This is a genomic window from Kitasatospora sp. NPDC004531 (assembly GCF_053602195.1).
The window spans coordinates 27,276-46,224 of record NZ_JBSGDD010000040.1 but is presented as its reverse complement, the minus strand read 5'-3'; the positions used below and the strand labels follow the sequence as shown (position 1 = coordinate 46,224).

The 18,949-nt window shown below is 73.3% G+C and carries 14 protein-coding genes, 1 tRNA gene and 1 pseudogene; 8 read left to right on the top strand and 8 right to left on the bottom strand.

The window, feature by feature from the left end; all coding sequences use genetic code 11:
- Nucleotides 1-100: 100 nt before the first annotated feature.
- The 3 genes from ACWEMJ_RS18075 (at nucleotide 101) to rarD (ending at nucleotide 4,266) form a co-directional block, all read left to right on the top strand.
- Complete coding sequence (locus ACWEMJ_RS18075; protein WP_452138041.1) at nucleotides 101-2,068, top strand: 2-oxoacid:acceptor oxidoreductase subunit alpha; 1,968 nt, start codon at nucleotides 101-103, stop codon at nucleotides 2,066-2,068.
- Nucleotides 2,065-3,102 carry a 2-oxoacid:ferredoxin oxidoreductase subunit beta gene (locus ACWEMJ_RS18070; protein ID WP_452138040.1) on the top strand — a complete coding sequence of 346 codons (1,038 nt, stop codon included), beginning with the start codon at nucleotides 2,065-2,067 and terminating at the stop codon, nucleotides 3,100-3,102. The genes ACWEMJ_RS18075 and ACWEMJ_RS18070 overlap by 4 nt, the downstream gene beginning before the upstream one ends.
- Nucleotides 3,103-3,228: 126 nt before the next feature.
- Nucleotides 3,229-4,266 (top strand): EamA family transporter RarD, encoded by a 1,038-nt coding sequence (gene rarD / locus ACWEMJ_RS18065; RefSeq protein ID WP_452138039.1) that lies wholly within the window; start codon nucleotides 3,229-3,231, stop codon nucleotides 4,264-4,266.
- A gap of 102 nt (nucleotides 4,267-4,368) precedes the next feature.
- Here rarD and ACWEMJ_RS18060 read toward each other — a convergent pair.
- Both ACWEMJ_RS18060 and ACWEMJ_RS18055 read right to left on the bottom strand, forming a co-directional pair.
- Nucleotides 4,369-5,355 (bottom strand): annotated as a pseudogene (locus ACWEMJ_RS18060) (extracellular solute-binding protein); the annotation flags it as partial.
- Between the two features lie 172 nt (nucleotides 5,356-5,527).
- On the bottom strand, nucleotides 5,528-6,694 hold the full coding sequence (locus tag ACWEMJ_RS18055) for a LolA family protein (RefSeq protein ID WP_452138038.1): 1,167 nt from the start codon (nucleotides 6,692-6,694) through the stop codon (nucleotides 5,528-5,530).
- A gap of 183 nt (nucleotides 6,695-6,877) precedes the next feature.
- Between ACWEMJ_RS18055 and ACWEMJ_RS18050 the strand changes: the two genes are divergently transcribed.
- Both ACWEMJ_RS18050 and ACWEMJ_RS18045 read left to right on the top strand, forming a co-directional pair.
- Complete coding sequence (locus ACWEMJ_RS18050; protein ID WP_452138037.1) at nucleotides 6,878-9,460, top strand: bifunctional FO biosynthesis protein CofGH; 2,583 nt, start codon at nucleotides 6,878-6,880, stop codon at nucleotides 9,458-9,460.
- 118 nt (nucleotides 9,461-9,578) lie between these two features.
- Entirely contained in the window at nucleotides 9,579-10,679 is a 1,101-nt protein-coding gene (locus ACWEMJ_RS18045) for an ADP-ribosylglycohydrolase family protein (RefSeq protein ID WP_452138036.1), read from the top strand.
- Between the two features lie 80 nt (nucleotides 10,680-10,759).
- Here the strand turns inward: ACWEMJ_RS18045 and ACWEMJ_RS18040 are convergent, their stop codons facing one another.
- The 3 genes from ACWEMJ_RS18040 to ACWEMJ_RS18030 form a co-directional block, all read right to left on the bottom strand.
- Entirely contained in the window at nucleotides 10,760-10,966 is a 207-nt protein-coding gene (locus ACWEMJ_RS18040; protein WP_452138035.1) for a DUF397 domain-containing protein, read from the bottom strand.
- Nucleotides 10,963-11,820, bottom strand: coding sequence for a helix-turn-helix domain-containing protein (locus tag ACWEMJ_RS18035; protein WP_452138034.1), 858 nt, complete (start codon nucleotides 11,818-11,820; stop codon nucleotides 10,963-10,965). The genes ACWEMJ_RS18040 and ACWEMJ_RS18035 overlap by 4 nt, the downstream gene beginning before the upstream one ends.
- 400 nt (nucleotides 11,821-12,220) lie before the next feature.
- The gene (locus tag ACWEMJ_RS18030) at nucleotides 12,221-12,943 is read right to left on the bottom strand and encodes a GOLPH3/VPS74 family protein (protein WP_452138033.1); all 723 of its coding nucleotides are present in this window, start codon (nucleotides 12,941-12,943) and stop codon (nucleotides 12,221-12,223) included.
- Between the two features lie 302 nt (nucleotides 12,944-13,245).
- Here ACWEMJ_RS18030 and ACWEMJ_RS18025 point away from each other — a divergent pair, with 302 nt between their 5' ends.
- The gene (locus ACWEMJ_RS18025; protein WP_452138032.1) at nucleotides 13,246-15,474 is read left to right on the top strand and encodes a serine hydrolase; all 2,229 of its coding nucleotides are present in this window, start codon (nucleotides 13,246-13,248) and stop codon (nucleotides 15,472-15,474) included.
- A 71-nt stretch (nucleotides 15,475-15,545) separates the two neighbouring features.
- Here the strand turns inward: ACWEMJ_RS18025 and ACWEMJ_RS18020 are convergent, their stop codons facing one another.
- On the bottom strand, nucleotides 15,546-16,307 hold the full coding sequence (locus ACWEMJ_RS18020; RefSeq protein ID WP_452138031.1) for a polyprenol monophosphomannose synthase: 762 nt from the start codon (nucleotides 16,305-16,307) through the stop codon (nucleotides 15,546-15,548).
- 216 nt (nucleotides 16,308-16,523) lie between these two features.
- Between ACWEMJ_RS18020 and ACWEMJ_RS18015 the strand changes: the two genes are divergently transcribed.
- Nucleotides 16,524-16,811, top strand: a complete 288-nt coding sequence (locus ACWEMJ_RS18015; RefSeq protein ID WP_452138030.1) for a hypothetical protein — start codon at nucleotides 16,524-16,526, stop codon at nucleotides 16,809-16,811.
- Between the two features lie 118 nt (nucleotides 16,812-16,929).
- Nucleotides 16,930-17,002: transfer RNA gene (locus tag ACWEMJ_RS18010), tRNA-Arg, on the top strand.
- A gap of 63 nt (nucleotides 17,003-17,065) precedes the next feature.
- Here the strand turns inward: ACWEMJ_RS18010 and ACWEMJ_RS18005 are convergent.
- Nucleotides 17,066-17,719 (bottom strand): response regulator, encoded by a 654-nt coding sequence (locus tag ACWEMJ_RS18005; protein WP_452138029.1) that lies wholly within the window; start codon nucleotides 17,717-17,719, stop codon nucleotides 17,066-17,068.
- On the bottom strand, nucleotides 17,716-18,921 hold the full coding sequence (locus ACWEMJ_RS18000; protein ID WP_452138028.1) for a sensor histidine kinase: 1,206 nt from the start codon (nucleotides 18,919-18,921) through the stop codon (nucleotides 17,716-17,718). Before ACWEMJ_RS18000 ends, ACWEMJ_RS18005 begins: the two co-directional genes overlap by 4 nt.
- Between the last annotated feature and the right edge of the window lie 28 nt (nucleotides 18,922-18,949).

Below are 18,949 nucleotides of genomic sequence, written 5' to 3'. Positions count from 1 at the left end.
CAGGGCTGCTCCAGCTGTTTAGGATTCCCTTGGTGCGCCAGGCGGACGGGGCACACGGCTCACGCCCGCTGCTGGCTCCTTCTTGAGGAGGTCCGCGGCAGTGACCAGTCAGGTCGATCAGTCAGAGGCAGTGGACGGCCCGGGCGGCGAGCGCCGGTCGGGCCCGGCCTCGCCCCGTTCGGGCCCGCAGGGCGGGTCCGGGCGGCCGGCCAAGCCGATCCGGCGGTTGGACCGGGTGATCATCCGTTTCGCCGGCGACTCGGGCGACGGTATGCAGCTCACCGGCGACCGGTTCACCTCGGAGACGGCGGCGTTCGGCAACGACCTGTCGACGCTGCCGAACTTCCCGGCGGAGATCCGGGCCCCCGCAGGCACCCTGCCGGGTGTGTCGAGCTTCCAGCTGCACTTCGCGGACCATGACATCCTGACGCCCGGCGACGCCCCCGACGTGCTGGTGGCGATGAACCCGGCGGCGTTGAAGGCGAACCTGCCGGACCTGCCGGCCGGCGCCGAGATCATCGTCAACACGGACGAGTTCACCAAGCGCGCGCTGGCGAAGGTCGGGTACGCCGCGGACCCGCGGTCGGACGGTTCGCTGGAGGCGTTCCGGCTGCACCCCGTCCCGCTGACCACGCTGACGCTGGAGGCGTTGAAGGACAGCGGCCTGGCGCGCAAGGACGCCGAGCGGGCGAAGAACATGTTCGCGCTGGGCCTGCTGTCGTGGATGTACCACCGGCCCACGCACGGAACGGAGTTGTTCCTGCGTCAGAAGTTCGCGAAGAAGCCGCTGATCGCCGAGGCCAACGTGGCGGCGTTCCGGGCGGGTTGGAACTTCGGCGAGACCACCGAGGACTTCGCGGTCTCCTACGAGGTCCCGCCGGCGAAGCTGCCGGCCGGCACCTACCGCAACATCTCCGGCAACCTGGCGCTGTCCTACGGCCTGGTCGCGGCGGGGGAGCGGTCCGGGCTGCCGGTGTTCCTCGGGTCCTATCCGATCACCCCCGCGTCGGACATCCTGCACGAGCTGTCCAAGCACAAGAACTTCGGCGTGCGGACCTTCCAGGCCGAGGACGAGATCGCCGGCATCGGCGCGGCGCTCGGCGCGGCGTTCGGCGGCGCGCTGGGCGTGACCACCACGTCCGGCCCCGGCGTGGCGCTGAAGTCGGAGACCATCGGCCTCGCGGTGTCGCTCGAACTGCCGCTGCTGGTGGTCGACATCCAGCGTGGCGGCCCGTCCACCGGCCTGCCGACCAAGACCGAGCAGGCCGACCTGCTGCAGGCGATGTTCGGCCGCAACGGCGAGGCCCCGGTGCCGATCGTCGCCCCCGCGACGCCCGCCGAGTGCTTCGGCGCCGCGCTCGACGCGGCCCGGATCGCGCTCACCTACCGGACCCCGGTGTTCCTGCTCTCCGACGGCTACCTGGCCAACGGCTCCGAGCCGTGGAAGATCCCGGACGTCGACGAACTCCCGGACCTGCGCGTCGAGTTCGCCACCGAGCCGAACGGCCCCGACGGCACCTTCCGCCCCTACCAGCGCGACCCGCAGACGCTCGCCCGGCCCTGGGCCGTCCCCGGCACGCCCGGCCTCGAACACCGCATCGGCGGCATCGAGAAGCAGGACGGCACCGGCAACATCTCCTACGACCCCGCCAACCACGACTTCATGGTCCGCACCCGGCAGGCCAAGATCGACGGCATCGAGGTCCCCGACGTCGAGGTCGACGACCCGAGCGGCGAGGCCCGCGTCCTGGTCCTCGGCTGGGGCTCGACCTACGGCCCGATCACCGCCGCCGTGCGCCGGGTCCGCGCGGACGGCGGCCGGATCGCCCAGGCGCACCTGCGCCACCTCAACCCGTTCCCCGCCAACCTCGGCACGGTGCTGCGCCGGTACGAGCGGGTGATCGTCCCCGAGATGAACCTCGGGCAGCTCGCCCTGCTGCTGCGCGCGAAGTACCTGGTCGACGCGCAGTCCTACAACCAGGTGCGCGGCCTGCCGTTCAAGGCCGCCCAGCTCGCCGACGTGCTGCACGCGGCGATCGGCACGCTCGACGCGGAGGAGACCCGATGACCGACTTCCCCGCCCTGCGGCTCGTCCCCAAGGCCGACGCCCCGCAGTCCGCGAAGGACTTCAAGACCGACCAGGAAGTGCGCTGGTGCCCCGGCTGCGGCGACTACGCGATCCTGGCCGCCGTCCAGTCGTTCATGCCGGAGCTCGGCATCCGGCGCGAGAACACCGTCTTCGTCTCCGGCATCGGCTGCTCCTCGCGGTTCCCGTACTACATGAACACGTACGGGATGCACTCGATCCACGGGCGCGCCCCGGCGATCGCGACCGGCCTGGCGGCGTCCCGTCCGGACCTGTCGGTGTGGGTGGTGACGGGCGACGGGGACGCGCTGTCGATCGGCGGCAACCACCTGATCCACGCGCTGCGGCGGAACGTCAATCTGAAGATCCTGCTGTTCAACAACCGGATCTACGGACTGACGAAGGGGCAGTACTCGCCGACCAGCGAGGTCGGCAAGATCACCAAGTCGACGCCGATGGGGTCGCTGGACGCGCCGTTCAACCCGCTGTCGCTGGCCATCGGGGCGGAGGCGAGCTTCGTGGCGCGGACCATCGACTCCGACCGGCAGCACCTGCAGTCGGTGCTGCGGGCGGCCGCGCAGCACGAGGGCGCCGCGCTGGTGGAGATCTACCAGAACTGCAACATCTTCAACGACGGGGCGTTCGAGCTCCTCAAGGAGCCCGGGACGCGGGACGAGGCGCTGATCCGGCTGGAGCACGGGCAGCCGGTCCTGGTCGGCGCGGAGCGGCAGGTGACCCGCGGCGCGGACGGCGAGCTGCGGATCGTCCCCCGGGGGGAGGGCGAGCCGCTCGTCCACGACGCGCACGCGAGCAGCCCGGCGACGGCGTTCGCGCTCAGTCGACTCGCGGAGGCGGACGCGCTGCACCACACGCCGATCGGGGTCCTGCGGGACGTGGCGAGGCCGGTGTACGACACGCAGATGGCGGATCAGTTGGCTATGGCGGAGGAGCAGAAGGGGCGGGGGGAGCTGGCCGGGCTGCTGGCGGGGTCCAGTACGTGGACGGTGAGCGAGTAGGGGGGACGCCCACGAGTCGCTGATCACCGACCCGTCAGCAGCAAAAGCTCTTTTTGGGGATGACACCTTCACCCGCGTGCCGCTACCTTTCGTAGGACGTTTCGTGCGCGGGTGAAGGGCAGGGCCATGGCGGAGGGTTCGCGGGAGGCCAGGGTCGGTTTGTGGAACGGGTTCGCGGCGTACGGGATGTGGGGGTTGTTCCCGCTGTTCTGGCCGCTGCTGGAGCCGGCCGGGGCGACGGACATCCTGGCGAACCGGATGGTGTGGTCGCTGGTGGCGGTGGCGGTGATGCTGCTGGTGCGCCGGCGCTGGGGGTGGATACGCCCGTTGCTGCGCCAGCCGAGGAGGCTGGCGCTGCTGGCGTTGGCGGCGGTCACCGTCTCGGTGAACTGGGGCGTGTACATCTGGGCGGTGAACGCCGGGCACGTGGTGGAGACGAGTCTCGGGTACTTCATCAATCCGCTGGTGACGATCGCGTTCGGCGTGCTGGTGCTGCGCGAGCGGCTGCGGACGGCGCAGTGGGCGGCGGTCGGGGTCGGGGTGGCGGCGGTCGCGGTGCTGACGGTGGCGTACGGCCGGCTGCCGTGGATCGCGTTGACGCTGGCGTTCTCGTTCGCGACGTACGGGCTGCTGAAGAAGAAGGTCGCGCTGGGCGGGGCGGAGAGCCTGGCGGTGGAGAGCGCGGTGATGTTCCCGTTCGCGCTCGGGTTCCTGGTGTACCTGGGGGTGCGCGGCGAAGGCAGTCTGGGGCAGTACGGCTGGGGGCACACGGCGCTGCTGATGGCGAGCGGGGTGATCACGGCGGTGCCGTTGATGTGCTTCGGGGCGGCCGCGCTGCGGGTGCCGCTGACCACGCTGGGGCTGTTGCAGTACCTGGCGCCGGTGTTCCAGTTCCTGATCGGGGTGACGGTCTTCCACGAGTCGATGTCGCCGGCCCGCTGGGCGGGCTTCGGGCTGGTGTGGGTGGCGCTGGTGGTGCTGAGCGCGGACGCGCTGCACCGGGTGCGGTCAGCCGGCCGCCAGGTCGCGCGCCAGGCGGGTGCTGTCGCGGTGGGTGGTGAACGCCGTGGCGGCGGCCAGCGCGGCGGTGCGCCGGCGGTGGTCGAGCAGGCCGCCGTGGGCGAGGGAGTCGAGGGGGCGGCGAAGGCGCCACTCGTCCAGTGACCAGCGGGCGTACGCGCCGAACAGGGCGAGGGCGGGCTCGGGCAGGTCGGTGCGGGCGGGGACGGCGGCGCGGGCGCCGTTGAGGGCGATCTGGCCGTCGAGGCTCGCGCAGACGTCCAGCCAGGCGAGGGCGGCGGCGCGGTGGCGGGCGTCGCGCGGGAGGACGAAGACGTCGGCGCGGGACTGGAACAGCGTCGCGGTGCCGGGCGCGGCGGCCCAGCGGTAGTCGGCGCCGGGGCGCAGGGCGAGGTTGTCGCGGAGCCAGCCGTCGGCCCAGTCCCCGGTGAGCAGGTAGCCGGCCCCGCCGGTGCCGAGGAGGCGGGCGGCGTCCGTCCAGTCGGCGTCGGGGCCGATCGGGGCGGCGTGGGCGAGCAGGGTGTCCAGGACGCGCAGGGCACCGGTGGTGGCGGGGGAGCTCCAGGGGCCGCCGGGCTGCCAGAGGGCGGTGAACGCGTCGGGGCCGTGGGCGGCCAGCAGGACGGTCTCGGCGAGGTGGAGCACCTCGGCGGGGCCGCCGACGGCGAGGGCGGGGCGGCCGGTGGCGGTGACGCGCTGGAGCTGGGCGATCAGCAGGTTCGGGTCGGCCGGGGCGGGGTCGGCGGCGGCCTCGGCGAGGACCTGGGGGTGCGACCAGAGCAGGTTGGTGCGGCGCACGCCCGCCGGGACGCCGTACAGCCGGTTGCCGGCCCGCAGGCGGGGGCGGAGCGCGGCGGGCAGGCCGGCGGCCCAGCGGCGACCCCGGGCGAGTGCGTCGAGGGGCTCCAAGTGCGGGGCCAGGGCGGCGAGTTCGGCGCCGCCGGAGCAGCGGAGGCTGTCCGGTGGGCGGCCGGTGGCGAGGCGGGCGGCCGGGTCGGTGTCGGTGGAGCCGTCGCCGGTGACGAAGGTGACGTCCGGGGCGTGGCCCTTGAGGGCGGCGAGCAGGGCCTGCAGGCCGTTGCGGTCGGGGCCGGAGCTCCAGCCGCAGGTGACCTCCAGCAGCCCGGCGGGGTGGCCGGAGGAGTCGGCGACGGCCGGTCCGCAGCGGGCCAGGGCGGCGGCGCAGGCGACCGCGATCCCGCCGAGCAGGGCTGAACGGCGGCGGATCGGCACGGTGCTCCCAGCGGACGGGCGGACTGAGCGGACGGGCGGGCGAACAGCGGACGAACGGCCCGCGGCGGCGCACCATCCCACCGGTTCGCCCGAGCCCGCGTCAAGAGTCGCGCCGGGCCGGAACACGACGCGGGGCCCCGGGGTGCCGACTCCCCGGGGCCCCGCGCGACGGCTACTTGCCGGTGGCGGCGACCCGCTCCAGGGTCTCCGCGGTGACGGCGCCCACGTACACCTTGCCGTCGTCGGTGACCAGGGCGTTGACCACCCGGGTGGACACCAGGGTGCCGCCCTTGGCCGGGTGGCCGGCGAACTTGGCGAGGCCCTTCGCGGCGTCCGCGCCCGCCTCGGCGCGCAGCACGGCCGTCCAGCCCTCGCCGATGACGTCCGCCTTGCCCGCGTCGCCGGCGGTCGGCAGGCCCGGGACGGACGGCAGCGGGTTGGCGTCGTGCTGGCCCGGGGACCGCTCGACCACCTTGGCGCCCTTGGGGACGGTGAACTGGAAGGTCTTGGCGTCCGGCTTGGCGTAGGACAGGGTGCCGAAGCGGACGTCGAACGCGGTCGCGTCGTCCACCGTGCGCAGCTGCACGGCCAGCGGCAGGCCCTTCTCGGCGTCGATCGAGACCCGGATCTCGGCGACCGTGGAGCCGGCCTGCTTGGGCTTGACGCTGAGCTTGTACGCGGCGTGCCCGGCGACCCGCTCGGTGCCGTCGACGGTGACCGAGGTGGAGTCCGCGGAGTGCTCCAGCAGCTGCTTGGCGACGTCCTGCGGGGTGATCGAGCCGATGCCCTCCTTGCCGTCGGGGCGGTGCCCGTCGGCGCCGGTCAGGTGCAGCGCCTGCTGGGAGTTGCGGTCGTACGCCCACACCTGGTCGCCGTTGTGGACCAGCTCGTAGCCGGACTTCTGGCCGGACAGGGTGAGCTTCTGGCGGTCCGGGCCGTCGGAGGCGACCGTCAGGGTGTGCGAGCCGCCGAGCAGTTCGACGGCCTTCAGCTGCGGGTCGGCGCTGCCGGTCTTCGCGCCGGCGCTGCGGGCGAGTTCGCCGATCGGGCCGGAGCCGGTGGCGGCGTCGGTCAGCGCGCCGGGCAGGCCCAGGTCGGCGTTGACCCGGACGGTGCCGGTGAAGGTGTCGGTGTTCGCCGAGAGGGCCTTGGCGATCAGGTCCTGGGCGCTGATGGCGGGCAGGTTCGGCGACTCGTCGCTGGCCAGCGCGGGCACCAGGCCGAGGCCGGTGGCGACCGCGGCGGCGATCGCCGCGGGCACGCCGATCCGCACGGCGGCGCGCGGCCGGCCGGTCCGCTTCGGCGTCAAGTCCTGTACTGCGGTGGATTCCTGGTCCACTGCGGCCCCCTTCGGAGTTCGTTCGCTGTCACTGTCCATTGAAGCCGCGCGCAGCTGTTCGACGCGTCGCCCGGCGGCAGCAGATTGCGGTACGTCTCGCGTCGTATCCGGCGCATGACGACCCTGAGACGCCCTCAGGGTCGGGTACTCCCACAGGCGTACGGCTCGCGTAGGGTCGGGCCCATGAACGACCAGCCCTCGCAGCCCCAGTACCCCACCACCACGGCCATGCGGCGGGCGCTGCGCCGGGCCAGGGACGGGGTGGCGCTGGACGCCGCGGAGGCCGCGGTGCTGCTCCAGGCGCGCGGCGCGGACCTGGAGCAGCTGTGCGCGGTGGCCGCGCGGGTCCGGGACGCCGGGCTGGAGCAGGCCGGCCGGCCCGGGGTGATCACGTACTCGCGGAAGGTGTTCATCCCGCTCACCCGGCTGTGCCGGGACCGCTGCCACTACTGCACCTTCGTCACCGTGCCCGGCAGGCTCCGCAAGGACGGCCACGGGATGTACCTGTCCCCGGACGAGGTGCTGGAGATCGCCCGCAAGGGTGCCGAACTCGGCTGCAAGGAAGCCCTGTTCACGCTCGGCGACCGCCCCGAGGACCGCTGGCCGGAGGCCCGCGAGTGGCTGGACGCGCACGGCTACGACGACACCCTGGCGTACGTCCGGGCGATGGCCGTGCGGGTGCTGGAGGAGACCGGGCTGCTGCCGCACCTGAACCCCGGCGTGCTGTCCTGGACGGACTTCCAGCGCCTCAAGCCCGTCGCCCCGTCCATGGGCATGATGCTGGAGACCACCGCCACCCGCCTGTGGTCGGAGCCCGGCGGCCCGCACCACGGCTCCCCGGACAAGGAGCCCGCCGTGCGGCTGCGGGTGCTGGAGGACGCCGGGCGCAGCGCCGTCCCGTTCACCACCGGGGTGCTGATCGGGATCGGCGAGACCTATCAGGAGCGGGCCGAGTCGCTGCTGGCGATCCGCAAGGTGGCCCGCGCCTACCAGGGCGTGCAGGAGGTGATCGTGCAGAACTTCCGGGCCAAGCCGGACACCGCGATGCGGGCCATGCCGGACGCCGAACTCTCCGAGCTGGCCGCCGCCGTGGCGGTGGCCCGGCTGGTGCTCGGCCCCGCCGCCCGGATCCAGGCCCCGCCGAACCTGGTGGACGCCGAGTTCGCGCTGCTGATCGGCGCCGGCCTGGACGACTGGGGCGGCATCTCGCCGCTGACCCCCGACCACGTCAACCCGGAACGCCCCTGGCCACACATCGAAGACCTGGCCGAACGGACCGCCGAGGCCGGGTACACCCTGCGCGAGCGGTTGACGGTCTACCCCGAGTACCTCAAGCGCGGCGAACCCTGGCTCGACCCCCGCCTGCTGCCGCACGTCCGCGCCCTCGCCGACCCCGCCACCGGCCTCGCCGTCGAGGGCCGCAACCCGGTCGGCCTGCCCTGGCAGGAACCCGACGAGCCGATGACCGGCGGCGGCCGCACCGACCTGTTCCGCACCGTCGACACCGAGGGCCGCACCGGCGACCGCCGCTCCGACTTCGACGACGTCTACGGCGACTGGGACGCGCTGCGCGAACAGGCCGCCGTCCCCGCCCCGCGCCGACTGGACGCGGACGTCCGGGCCGCGCTGTCGGTGGCCGCCGACGACCCGACGAAGCTGACGGACGACCAGGCCCTCGCGCTGTTCCACGCCGACGGCGAGGCGCTGGACGCCCTCACCCGGATCGCCGACGAGCTGCGCCGCGACACCGTCGGCGAGGAGGTGACGTACTGCGTCACCCGGAACATCAACTTCACCAACGTCTGCTACACCGGCTGCCGGTTCTGCGCGTTCGCCCAGCGCCGCACCGACGCCGACGCGTACACCCTCTCGCTCGACCAGGTCGCCGAACGCGCCGAGCAGGCCTGGCAGGTCGGCGCGACCGAGGTGTGCATGCAGGGCGGCATCCACCCCGACCTGCCCGGTACCGCCTACTTCGACATCGCCCGGGCCGTGAAGCAGCGGGTGCCCGGCATCCACGTGCACGCGTTCTCGCCGATGGAGGTCGTCAACGGCGCCACCCGCACCGGGATGTCGATCCGCGACTGGCTGGCCGCCGCCAAGGAGGCCGGGCTGGACTCGATCCCCGGCACCGCCGCCGAGATCCTCGACGACGAGGTGCGCTGGATCCTCACCAAGGGCAAGCTGCCCGCCGCGACCTGGGTCGAAGTCGTCACCGCCGCCCACGAGTCGGGCCTGCGCTCGTCGTCCACCATGATGTACGGGCACGTCGACACCCCGAAGCACTGGCTCGGCCACCTGCGGCTGCTCGCCGAACTCCAGCAGCGCACGGGCGGGTTCACCGAGTTCGTCACGCTGCCGTTCGTGCACACCAACGCCCCCGTGTACCTGGCGGGCATCGCCCGGCCCGGCCCGACCGCGCGCGACAACCGGGCGGTCACCGCGATGGCCCGGCTGCTGCTGCACCCGCACATCCGCAACATCCAGACCAGCTGGGTGAAGCTCGGCGCGGAGGGCGCCGCCGAGATGCTCCGCAGCGGCGCCAACGACCTCGGCGGGACGCTCATGGAGGAGACCATCTCCCGGATGGCGGGCTCCTCCTGGGGCTCCTACAAGTCGGTCCGCGACCTGGAGGCGATCGCCGCGCTGGCCGGCCGGCCCGCCCGGCAGCGCACCACCGACTACGGCGAGGTGTCCGCCGAGCGGCGCGCGGCCGCCCTCGCCTCGGACGGGCACCTGCCCCGGCTGCTGCCGGTGCTCGACTGAGGGCGGCCTCCCGGCGGCGGGCGGATGGATGTTCGGTGGAGCCCGGCGGTTTCGACCGGACCTTCGAATACAGTGCGTCTGCTGTCCGACGCCGCCGACCGAAAGGCCCCCACCCGTGATGCCCCTGTGGTCACGCGCCCAGCAGCAGGACTTCCGCAGCCGGGTGCGGGGCTGCCTGCTCGGCGGCGCGATCGGCGACGCGCTCGGCGCCGGCATCGAGTTCGAGCGGCTGGAGCAGATCCGCGCCGCCCACGGCGAGGCGGGCGTCACCGGCTACGTCCCCGCCTACGGGCGGCGCGGCGCCGTCACCGACGACACCCAGATGAGCCTGTTCACCGTCGACGGCCTGATCCGCGCCCACGTCGGCCGCGACACCGGCCACTGGCACCCGCCGTCCGACGTGCACCGCGCCTACCTGCGCTGGTACACCACCCAGCAGGACTGGGGCCCGGACGAGCGCCGCAAGGACCTCGGCTGGCTCGGCCGCGAGGAGTGGCTGTACGAGCGCCGCGCCCCCGGCAACGCCTGCCTGAGCGGCCTGGCCGGCACCGGCGACGGGCCGCCCGCCACCGTCGAGGAGCCGCGCAACCCCGGCTCCAAGGGCTGCGGCACCGTGATGCGGGCCGCCCCGTTCGGCCTGCTCACCGCCTGGGACCCGGCCCTGGTGTTCCAACTGGCCGTCGAGTGCTCGGTGCTGACCCACGGCCACCCCACCGGCTACCTGTCCGCCGGGGCGTTCGCGGTGATCGTCCACGCGGTCGCCCGCGGCGGCACCCTGGAGGAGGGCGTCCACCTCGCCCTGGCGCTGCTCTCCGAACGGCCCGGCCACGAGGAGACCACCGGCGCGCTGCGCGCCGCCCTGGACGCCGTCCGGGCCGGCGTGCCGTCCGCCGAACGCGTCGAGGAACTCGGCGCGGGCTGGACCGCCGAGGAGTCGCTCGCCATCGGCCTGTACTGCGCGCTGGTCGCCGAGGACGTCCGCAGCGGCCTGCTGCTGGCCGTCAACCACTCCGGCGACAGCGACTCCACCGGCTCCATCTGCGGCAACCTGCTGGGCGCCCTGCACGGCGAGACCGCGCTGCCGCCCGACCTGCTGGTCGAACTGGAGGGCCGGGGCGCGATCCTGGAACTCGCCGACGACCTGGTGCTGGAACTCCTGCACGGCCCCGCCCTGCACGGCACCGAGGGCTGGAACACCCGCTACCCCGTGGGCAGTTGATCCCTCGGCCGGCCCCGGACGCGACGGTGCCCGCCGCAGGGGGAGCGGCGGGCACCGGACGCTGTGCAGGGAGCCGTGGATCAGACCGTGCCGAAGGCGCCCGCGCCGGCGGCGGACGCGAAAGCCGCCCAGCTCGCGCTGGAGAAGCGCAGCTGCGGGCCCTGCGGGTCCTTGGAGTCCCGGACCGCGATCGAGGCAGCACCCGGCACAGCGATCTCCACACATGCGCCGTTGCCGCCGCTGTAGCTGCTCTTGCGCCAGGTCAGGGTCTCGATGGCCTTGCTCATTTCATGAACTCCTCTGCCAATTCGGTGATCATCGACCGGCTTTCCGTGACGCTCAGCGCCGCGGCGCGCAGGTGGTCGTACAGATTGGTATAGCGGCGGACGTCGGCTTCCTTCTCCAGGTAGAGATCGCTCGTCACTCCTTCGAAGTAGACGACCGTGGAATCCGCGGACTCCGGGAACTCCATCAGGGAAAATGTGCCGGTCATACCGGGATGCGCACCGTGCGTGAACGGTATGACCTGCAGGTTGATGTTCGGCCGCTCGCCGAGGTCGACCAGCTGGAACAGCTGCTCCGCCATCACCCGGGGCCCGCCGACCTGCCGCCGCAGCACCGCCTCGTCCACCACCACCCACAGGCTGCCGAGCTGGTCCTCGCCGTGTATCCGGTGCTGGCGCTTGAGCCGCACGTCCACCCGCCGCCGGATCGCCACCGGGTCGGTGTCCGGCTGGGTGCCCGTCACCACCGCCTCCGCGTACTCCGGGGTCTGCAACAGGCCCGGCACGAACGAGGATTCGTACGCCCGGATCGACGAGGCCTCCGCCTCCAGGCCGATGTACACGCTGTACGGGATGTCGCCGAACTCGTGCCACCAGCCGCGCTGGCGCGACTCCTTGGCCATCTCCATCAGCCCGTTGCGGACCCGCTCGTCGTCGACCGCGTAGACCTCGCACAGGTCGCGCACGTCGCGCGGGCTGATCGAACGGCGGCCGTTCTCCAGTCGGCTGATCTTCGACTGGGAGACCATCAGGCGGCCGGCCACTTCTTCCGCGGTCATCCCGCGGAGCTCGCGCAGCCGCCGGAGCTCGGCGCCGAGCCTGCGACGTCGGACCGTCGGATTCACGCTGGCGGACACATCGACCTCCGGCCCCACTACTGGCAACAGTGCGGTAATTGGTACCAACCCCCCTGACGCTGAGCAGCATGCCACCTCAACTGCGGTCCACGCCCGGGAATCGCAGCAGCACGGTAGAACAGATCATCGGAAAATAGCTCAATGGGGACGGTGGTACTTGCGCACCACGCGCCCCGCGCGCTAAGGGACTTCCCGCGCGCCCCCGCGCACGTGACGGTCCGTCGGAACGCCTGACGGCCGCCGGCGCTGCGGAATCCCGTCCGCCGCCGGACGGGCCGGTGCAGGACGGCTCGGCGCGGGGACGGTCGCGGGGACGGTGAAGGGCGGCCACCCGGCGCCTCGCACCAGGACGACCGCCCTCGAACCGCATCGAACGACAAGCCCTAACGGCGCGCGCGGCTCACCGCGCGCCCACCCGGCTGGCGACACCGCGCCCCGCGGCGGCGGGCCGACCGGCCGGCCCCCGCGAACCGGCCGGCACCGACCTGCCCTGCTGGGCCGGCAGACCGTTCTGCACGTCCATCACCGCGTGGGCCACCATCCCGCCCAGCGGGTCGTACCGGATCAGGTCCCGCAGCCGGGAGCGCGAGGACCGCCCCTCGTTGCCCGGGTACAGATGCTTGCCCAGACCCACCGCGTGCGCCAGCGCCGCCAACGCCGCCGTCCGCGGGTCCGGCGGCACGCCGGTGCGGATCGCCGTGTCCAGCCGCTGCTTGATCGCCGCGTTGGTGCAGTCGTCCGACGCCTGATAGCGAGTGGTCGGCAGCACGCCGCACACCTGGCCCGGCACCGCCGTCACCATGCCGCACCGCTCCAGGTGCGCCAGGTACGTCTGCCTCAGGCCCAGGCGCGGCCCGCCGATCCAGTGCGCGGCGCGCACCGGACTGCCGCGCCTGCGCAACAGCTCCAGCGCATGGTCCAGCGTCGGGTCGCCGGTCGGCCGTGGCACCACCACGGCGATCCGGTCCCCGTCCGGGACTATCCTTCCGGCCAGGGACAGCTCGACGAGCTGCGCCCCGGCAAGTCCGAGGTCGAGGGTCTGCGGCTGCGCGGTGGTACCCGTGGCCGGGTCCAGCGCGAGCAGCAACAGCTCCTCGGGAATAGTTCTGCGGCTCCTGCCCATCCAAGCCTCCCCGCGTGGATGAATGACAGGGTGACGCCTCTCACACAGGCTTGTCGAGTACGCCTCCGAATCGTGACCTTGGCCAGGCAGGCTGGAACCGCCGTCCGACGCCGCCGCGTCTGAACCGGCAACGGCCCGTGCGGGCAGGGAAAACCGCCGGTGGGGCGGGGTGCGGCGGGCCATCGTGGCCACGGTGCCGGAGACTGTACAGGTACTCGGGTGGGTCGAGAACCCGCGCGAAAAAAACCAGCTTGTGTGATCGGACCGGCAACCGCCGGGGTGGACGAGGAGGAGTGGGTTACGTGGGCAAGTCCCCGCAGAGCGAACCGCGCGACGGCACGACGAGGCCGGCCGAGGCCGAAGCCGAAGAGCGAGCTCCTCGCGAGGGCGGCTCCTCCACGGTGCACCTCCGCGTTCGCGACGCCGAGGAGTCCACGAACCCGTCCGAGTCCGCCACCGACCTCGACCTGCCGGAGGCCGGCGCCGCGCTGACGGCGGACGCGCCCGGGCTGCGGCTGGGGCGGGTGTCGGCGGCGAAGGCGACGGAGGAAGAGGAGTCGGCGGACGCTCCGGCGGTGGCCGAGCCGACCATGACGCTGCGCGTCGAGCCGGGGGAGAAGGCGGAGGAGGAGCCGGAGGACGTCGAGGAGTCCGGGGAGGCCGAGGCGGCTGCGGGGGAGCCGGAGGCCGAGGACGCCGACGAGAAGACGCCTGCTCCGGTTGTGGTCGAGCCGACCATGACGCTGCGCGTCGAGAAGGCCGAGAAGGACGAGACGGCCGAGGAGGATGCGGAGGCCGAGGAGGCCGACGAGAAGCCTGCTCCGGTCGTGGTCGAGCCGACCATGGCGCTGCGCGTCGAGAAGGCTGCGGAGCCCGAGGCGGAAGCGGGGGAGTCGGAGGACGAGGACGCCGACGACGAGGCGAAGCCCGCTCCGGCCACGCCCGAGCTGACGATGACGCTGCGCATCGAGAAGGTCGAGAAGGTCGAGGAGAAGCCCGCTCCCGCCGTGGCCGAGCCGACGATGACGCTGCGCATCGGGAAGGTCGAGCCGGACGACGAGGCGGAGGAGTCGAAGGACGCTCCCGCCAAGCCCGAGCAGACCGTCATGCTGCGACTGCCCAAGGACGGGACCGCGTCCAAGCCGACTCCGGCCCCTACCCCGGCGCCCGCCAAGCCGAGCCCGCCCGCGAAGCCCGTGGCCGCGTCCGCGCCCGTCCTCGCGCCGGCGGCCGCTGCCGCCCCCGCCGCCGCCGGGCCGGAGAGCACCGTCGAGGCGCTGGAGGTGCTGAAGGCGCTGAGCGCCCGGCCGATGACCCCGCTGCGGCGGGCGATGAAGCGGGTGGTGATCTGGGGCGTCTTCCTGGCGGTGGTGTTCGGCGTGCTGGCGTCCGTGCAGCTGCTGCGCCCGCTGCCCGCGCCGAAGGCGAAGCTCGGGCTGGCGGACTCGTTCACGTTCCAGGGCGGGCAGTTGAACATCCCGTGGCCGGCCAAGGGGCAGGCGGCGGCCGAGGTGATCGGGGTCGGTGATCTCGGTTCGTCCGGCGAGGAGACGCCGGTGCCGATCGCGTCCGTCACCAAGGTGATGAACGCGTACCTGATCCTGCAGGCGCACCCGTTGAAGAAGGGCCAGACCGGCCCGATGCTGACGGTCGACAAGCAGGCCGCGCAGGAGTCGACGAACGGCGACGAGTCGCGGGTGACGCTGGTGGAGGGCCAGCAGCTCAGCCAGTACGAGGCGTTGGAGATGCTGATGCTGCCGTCGGCGAACAACGTGGCCCGCCTGCTGGCGCGTTGGGACTCCGGCAGCGAGGAGGCGTTCGTCAAGAAGATGAACGACACCGCCAAGCAGCTCGGCATGACCAACACCAGCTACGCCGACCCGGCCGGGTACAACAACGACACCAAGTCGACCGCCAAGGACCAGGTGAAGCTGGCCCAGGAGGTGATCAAGGACGAGGTGTTCCGCCAGGTCATCGCCGAGCCCGACACCAACTTCAAGGGCCAGCGGATCTACAACACCAACAAGCTGCTCGGCCAGAACGGCATGATCGGCGGCAAGACCGGCTCGTCCAGCCCGGCGCAGTCCTGCTTCATGTGGGCGGCGGTCAAGGAGATCGGCGGCGTCAAGCGGACCCTGGTCGGCGTCACCCTCGGCCAGCCGCAGACCAAGGTCGACGGCCTGGTGACGGCGGCCCAGCCGGTCAGCCAGCAGATCAACGTGGCCGCGCAGTCCGCGCTGACCGGGCAGACCCTGGCCAAGCAGGGCGACGTGGTCGGCTACGTCAGCGACGGCATCGGCGGCAAGGTGCCGGTGGTGGCCACCAAGGACCTCACGGTGGCGGGCTGGTCCGGCATCACCGCGCACCTGACCCTCACCCCGATCGGCCGGATCGCCCACACCCTGCCGGCCGGCACCCAGGTCGGCACCCTGTCGGCGGGCGACGGTGCGGACAAGATCGAGGTCCCGGTCGCGCTCCAGACGAACCTGGCGCCGCCGTCCATCGCCGACCGCCTGCTGCGCCTCGGCTGAGACAGCAGGGCACTTGAGAAGCCTCCGCACCCGCCCGTCGGGCTGCGGAGGCTTTTCGGTGGGGCCCCGGCTCAGCGCCTGCCGGTGAGCCGCGCCACCCGGTCGGAGACGCCCCACGCGGTGACCCGCCACAGGGCCTCCGCCACGATGGTGCGGCTCATCTTCGACGCGCCGTGCTCGCGCTCCACGAAGGTGATCGGCACCTCGGCCACCTTGAACCCGGCCTTGACGGCCCGCCAGGCCAGATCGACCTGGAAGCAGTAGCCCTGCGAGGCGACCTGGTCCATCCCGAGGCCCAGCAGCGTCTCCTTGCGGAACGCCCGGTAGCCGCCGGTGACATCGCGGATCGGCACGTTCAGCATCAGCCGCGAGTACGTCGAGCCGCCCTTGGACAGCAGCAGCCGCGACTTCGGCCAGTTCACCACCGCGCCGCCCGGCACCCAGCGCGAACCCAGCACCAGGTCCGCGCTGCGCAGCGCGGTCAGCAGCCGGGGCAGCTCCTCCGGCTGGTGCGAGCCGTCCGCGTCCATCTCCACCAGCACGTCGTACCCGTTGTCGATGCCCCAGCGGAACCCGGCCAGGTACGCCGCGCCCAGGCCCTCCTTGCCCTTGCGGTGCAGCACCCGCACCTGCTCGTCGGCCTCGGCCAGCCCATCCGCCAACTTGCCCGTCCCGTCGGGGCTGTTGTCGTCCGCCACCAGCACATGGGCCTCCGGGACGGCAACCCGGACCCGGGAGACGATCCGTTCGACGTTCTCCGCCTCGTTGTAGGTCGGGATGATCACCAGGATCCTGCCGAGGCCGCCGAACGGAGTCTGAGGAGAGGAAGTCACGGGGCCGGTGCCTTTCGGAGAGGTCGGATCTGTCACAAGAACGAACAAATCCACCGTAAGGCCACGCCCGGTCCGGTTCCCTGTGCCGGAACCCCGGCCAGGCCGGTGCGGTCGGTCATACAGTCGCACCAATGAGGTCGCCCGATCGGGTGCGCACGAGGCGAACGCGCCGGGCCCGGCGGGGACTTCGGGACCGTCGAACGACATGGAGGCTTCATGTATCTCAGCGCCGCCGATTCGCAGAACCTCGTCGAGGGCGTCGCCGTCATCGTCGTGGGCGTCGTCATGTGCCTCTACGGCCTGGCCCTGCTCGCCGACTTCCGGGGCCTCCGCAGCCGCAGGCAGGCCGAGTGGGACCACGCCGTCAAGCGCGCCCGACTCCACGACCCGAACCACACCCCGGCTCTCCGTGCCCGGATCAACGGCCAGCCGCGTCTCCGGGCCGCCGTCAGCCTCGCCGGAGGCGTGGCCTCCGTGGCGATCGCGCTCTACGTCCTGCAGTGACCCGGCCGCCTCGACCGCCCGGCGGCGGGAGGCCACCGGGTGCCGGAGAAACGGCGGGCCACCGTGCGGGCCCGATCCGCTAGGCTGTGACCGGTCGGCGGGGTGTTCCGTCGGCCGCGCCTCAGTAGCTCAGGGGATAGAGCACGGCTCTCCTAAAGCCGGTGTCGCAGGTTCGATTCCTGTCTGGGGCACAGCAGAACCGCAGGCCACAGGCCCTCTCCGCGCGGCGGGGAGGGCCTGTGGCGTTGGGCGGGTCAGGTGGGGTCGTCGAGGTGGCCGTGGCGGTGGGCCCAGGCGGCGAGTTCGACGCGGTTGCGGAGGTTGAGCTTCAGCTGGGCGGCGGCGAGGTGCTTCTTGACGGTGCCGAGGGAGATGTAGAGGCGGTCGGCGATCTCGGGGTTGGTGAGGCCGGTGGCGGCCGCGCGGACGGTGGCGAGTTCGCGGTCGGTGAGGGGGTGCCGGGCCGGGGGCGCGGCCCGGCGGGAGGTGAAGTGCCGCAGCAGGCGGACCGTGATCTGCGGGGAGACCATGGCTTCGCCCCTCGCGGCGGCGCGGACGGCCTCGATGAGCATGACCGGGCCGGCGTCCTTGAGCAGGAAGCCGGCGGCGCCGCCGTGCAGCGCCTCGTGGACGTACTCGTCGAGGTCGAAGGTGGTGACGACGATGACGCGGAGCGGGTCCGGGACGCCGGGGCCGGCCAGCCGGCGGGTGACGTCGAGGCCGGTCAGGCCGGGCATCCGGATGTCCAACAGGCAGACGTCGGGCCGGTGTTGCTCGGCGAGGCGGAGGGCTTCGATGCCGTCGCCGGCCTCCGCGACCACCTCGATGTCGGGTTCGGCGTCGAGGATGTAGCGGAAGCCGGTGCGGACCATGCGCTGGTCGTCGGCGAGCAGGACGCGGATGGTCATCGGGCCGTCCCCGGCAGCGTGGCGGTGACGCGCCAGCCGGCGCCGGACGGGTCCGGGCCGGCCCGGAAGGCGCCGCCGAGGAGTTTGGCGCGTTCGGCCATGCCGATCAGGCCGTAGCCGTCCCCGCCGGGGGCGCGGGCCGGGCCCCGGCCGTCGTCGTGGACGTCCAGCCGCAGCCGGCCGTCGTCGGTGCGGAGCCGGACGGTGATCCGGGTGGCGGCGCGGGCGTGGCGGTCGGCGTTGGTGACGGCCTCCTGGGCGATCCGCAGGACGGCGGCGCCGATCTCGGCCGGGACGCGGTCGAGCTCGGCCGGGCCGTCGACCGCGACCTCGACCCGGTGGCGGTCGCCGGGCCGGGCGAGGGCGGCGAGCCCGCCGGCCGGTGAGTCGGCGCTCCGGGGCAGGTGTTCGCCGTCGCGCAGCGCGCCGACCATGCGGCGCATGGCGGTCATGGCCTCGGCCCCGGCGTGTTCGATGTCGGCGAGGGCTTCGCGCAGCAGCGCGGGGTCGTGGGCCGCGACGTACTGGAGCGCCTGGGCCTGGACGACGATGCCGGTGACCTGGTGGGCGACGATGTCGTGCAGGTCGCGGGCGAGGGCGCCGCGTTCCGCGCGGACGGCGCGTTCGATGTGCCAGGCCTGGCGTTCGGCCCGCCAGCGCAGCAGCAGGCCGGGGCCGAGCAGCACCAGCACCAGCAGCGCGTTGTCCACGTCGTACGGCCCGCCGTCGCGTCCGGCGGCGGCCAGCAGGGCGGCGAAGGAGGCGAGCGCGGTGCCCGCGACCGCCGTCGGCCGGCAGCGGTAGGCGACCAGGGGCAGCAGCAGGGCGACGGCGAGGGCCTCGGTGAGGCCGGTCGGCCGGTGGCCGGCGGGCAGCAGGTGGTACCCGGCGGAGGCGGCGAAGGACACCAGCAGGGCGCCGGTGGCCGCCGGGGCGGTCCGTGCGGGGCGGTGCAGCGCCCACCCGGCGAGCACGCCCATGGCCGTGCCGGAGAGCAGGAACAGGGCGTCCGCGGGCGGCCCCGGCCGCATGCCCCACCAGCGGTCGAGGTCGGCGAGCAGGGCCAGCAGCAGCGCGGGTGCGGCGAGGACGGACGGCAGCAGGCGGGTGTGCCGGGCGCCGCCGCCCGGGCGCGCGGGGGCGTCCGTGCGGGCGTCCGTGCGGGCGTGGACGGGCGGACCGCCGGCCGATCGGTTGTGCATGCCACCCACCGTACGCAGCCGCGCACGC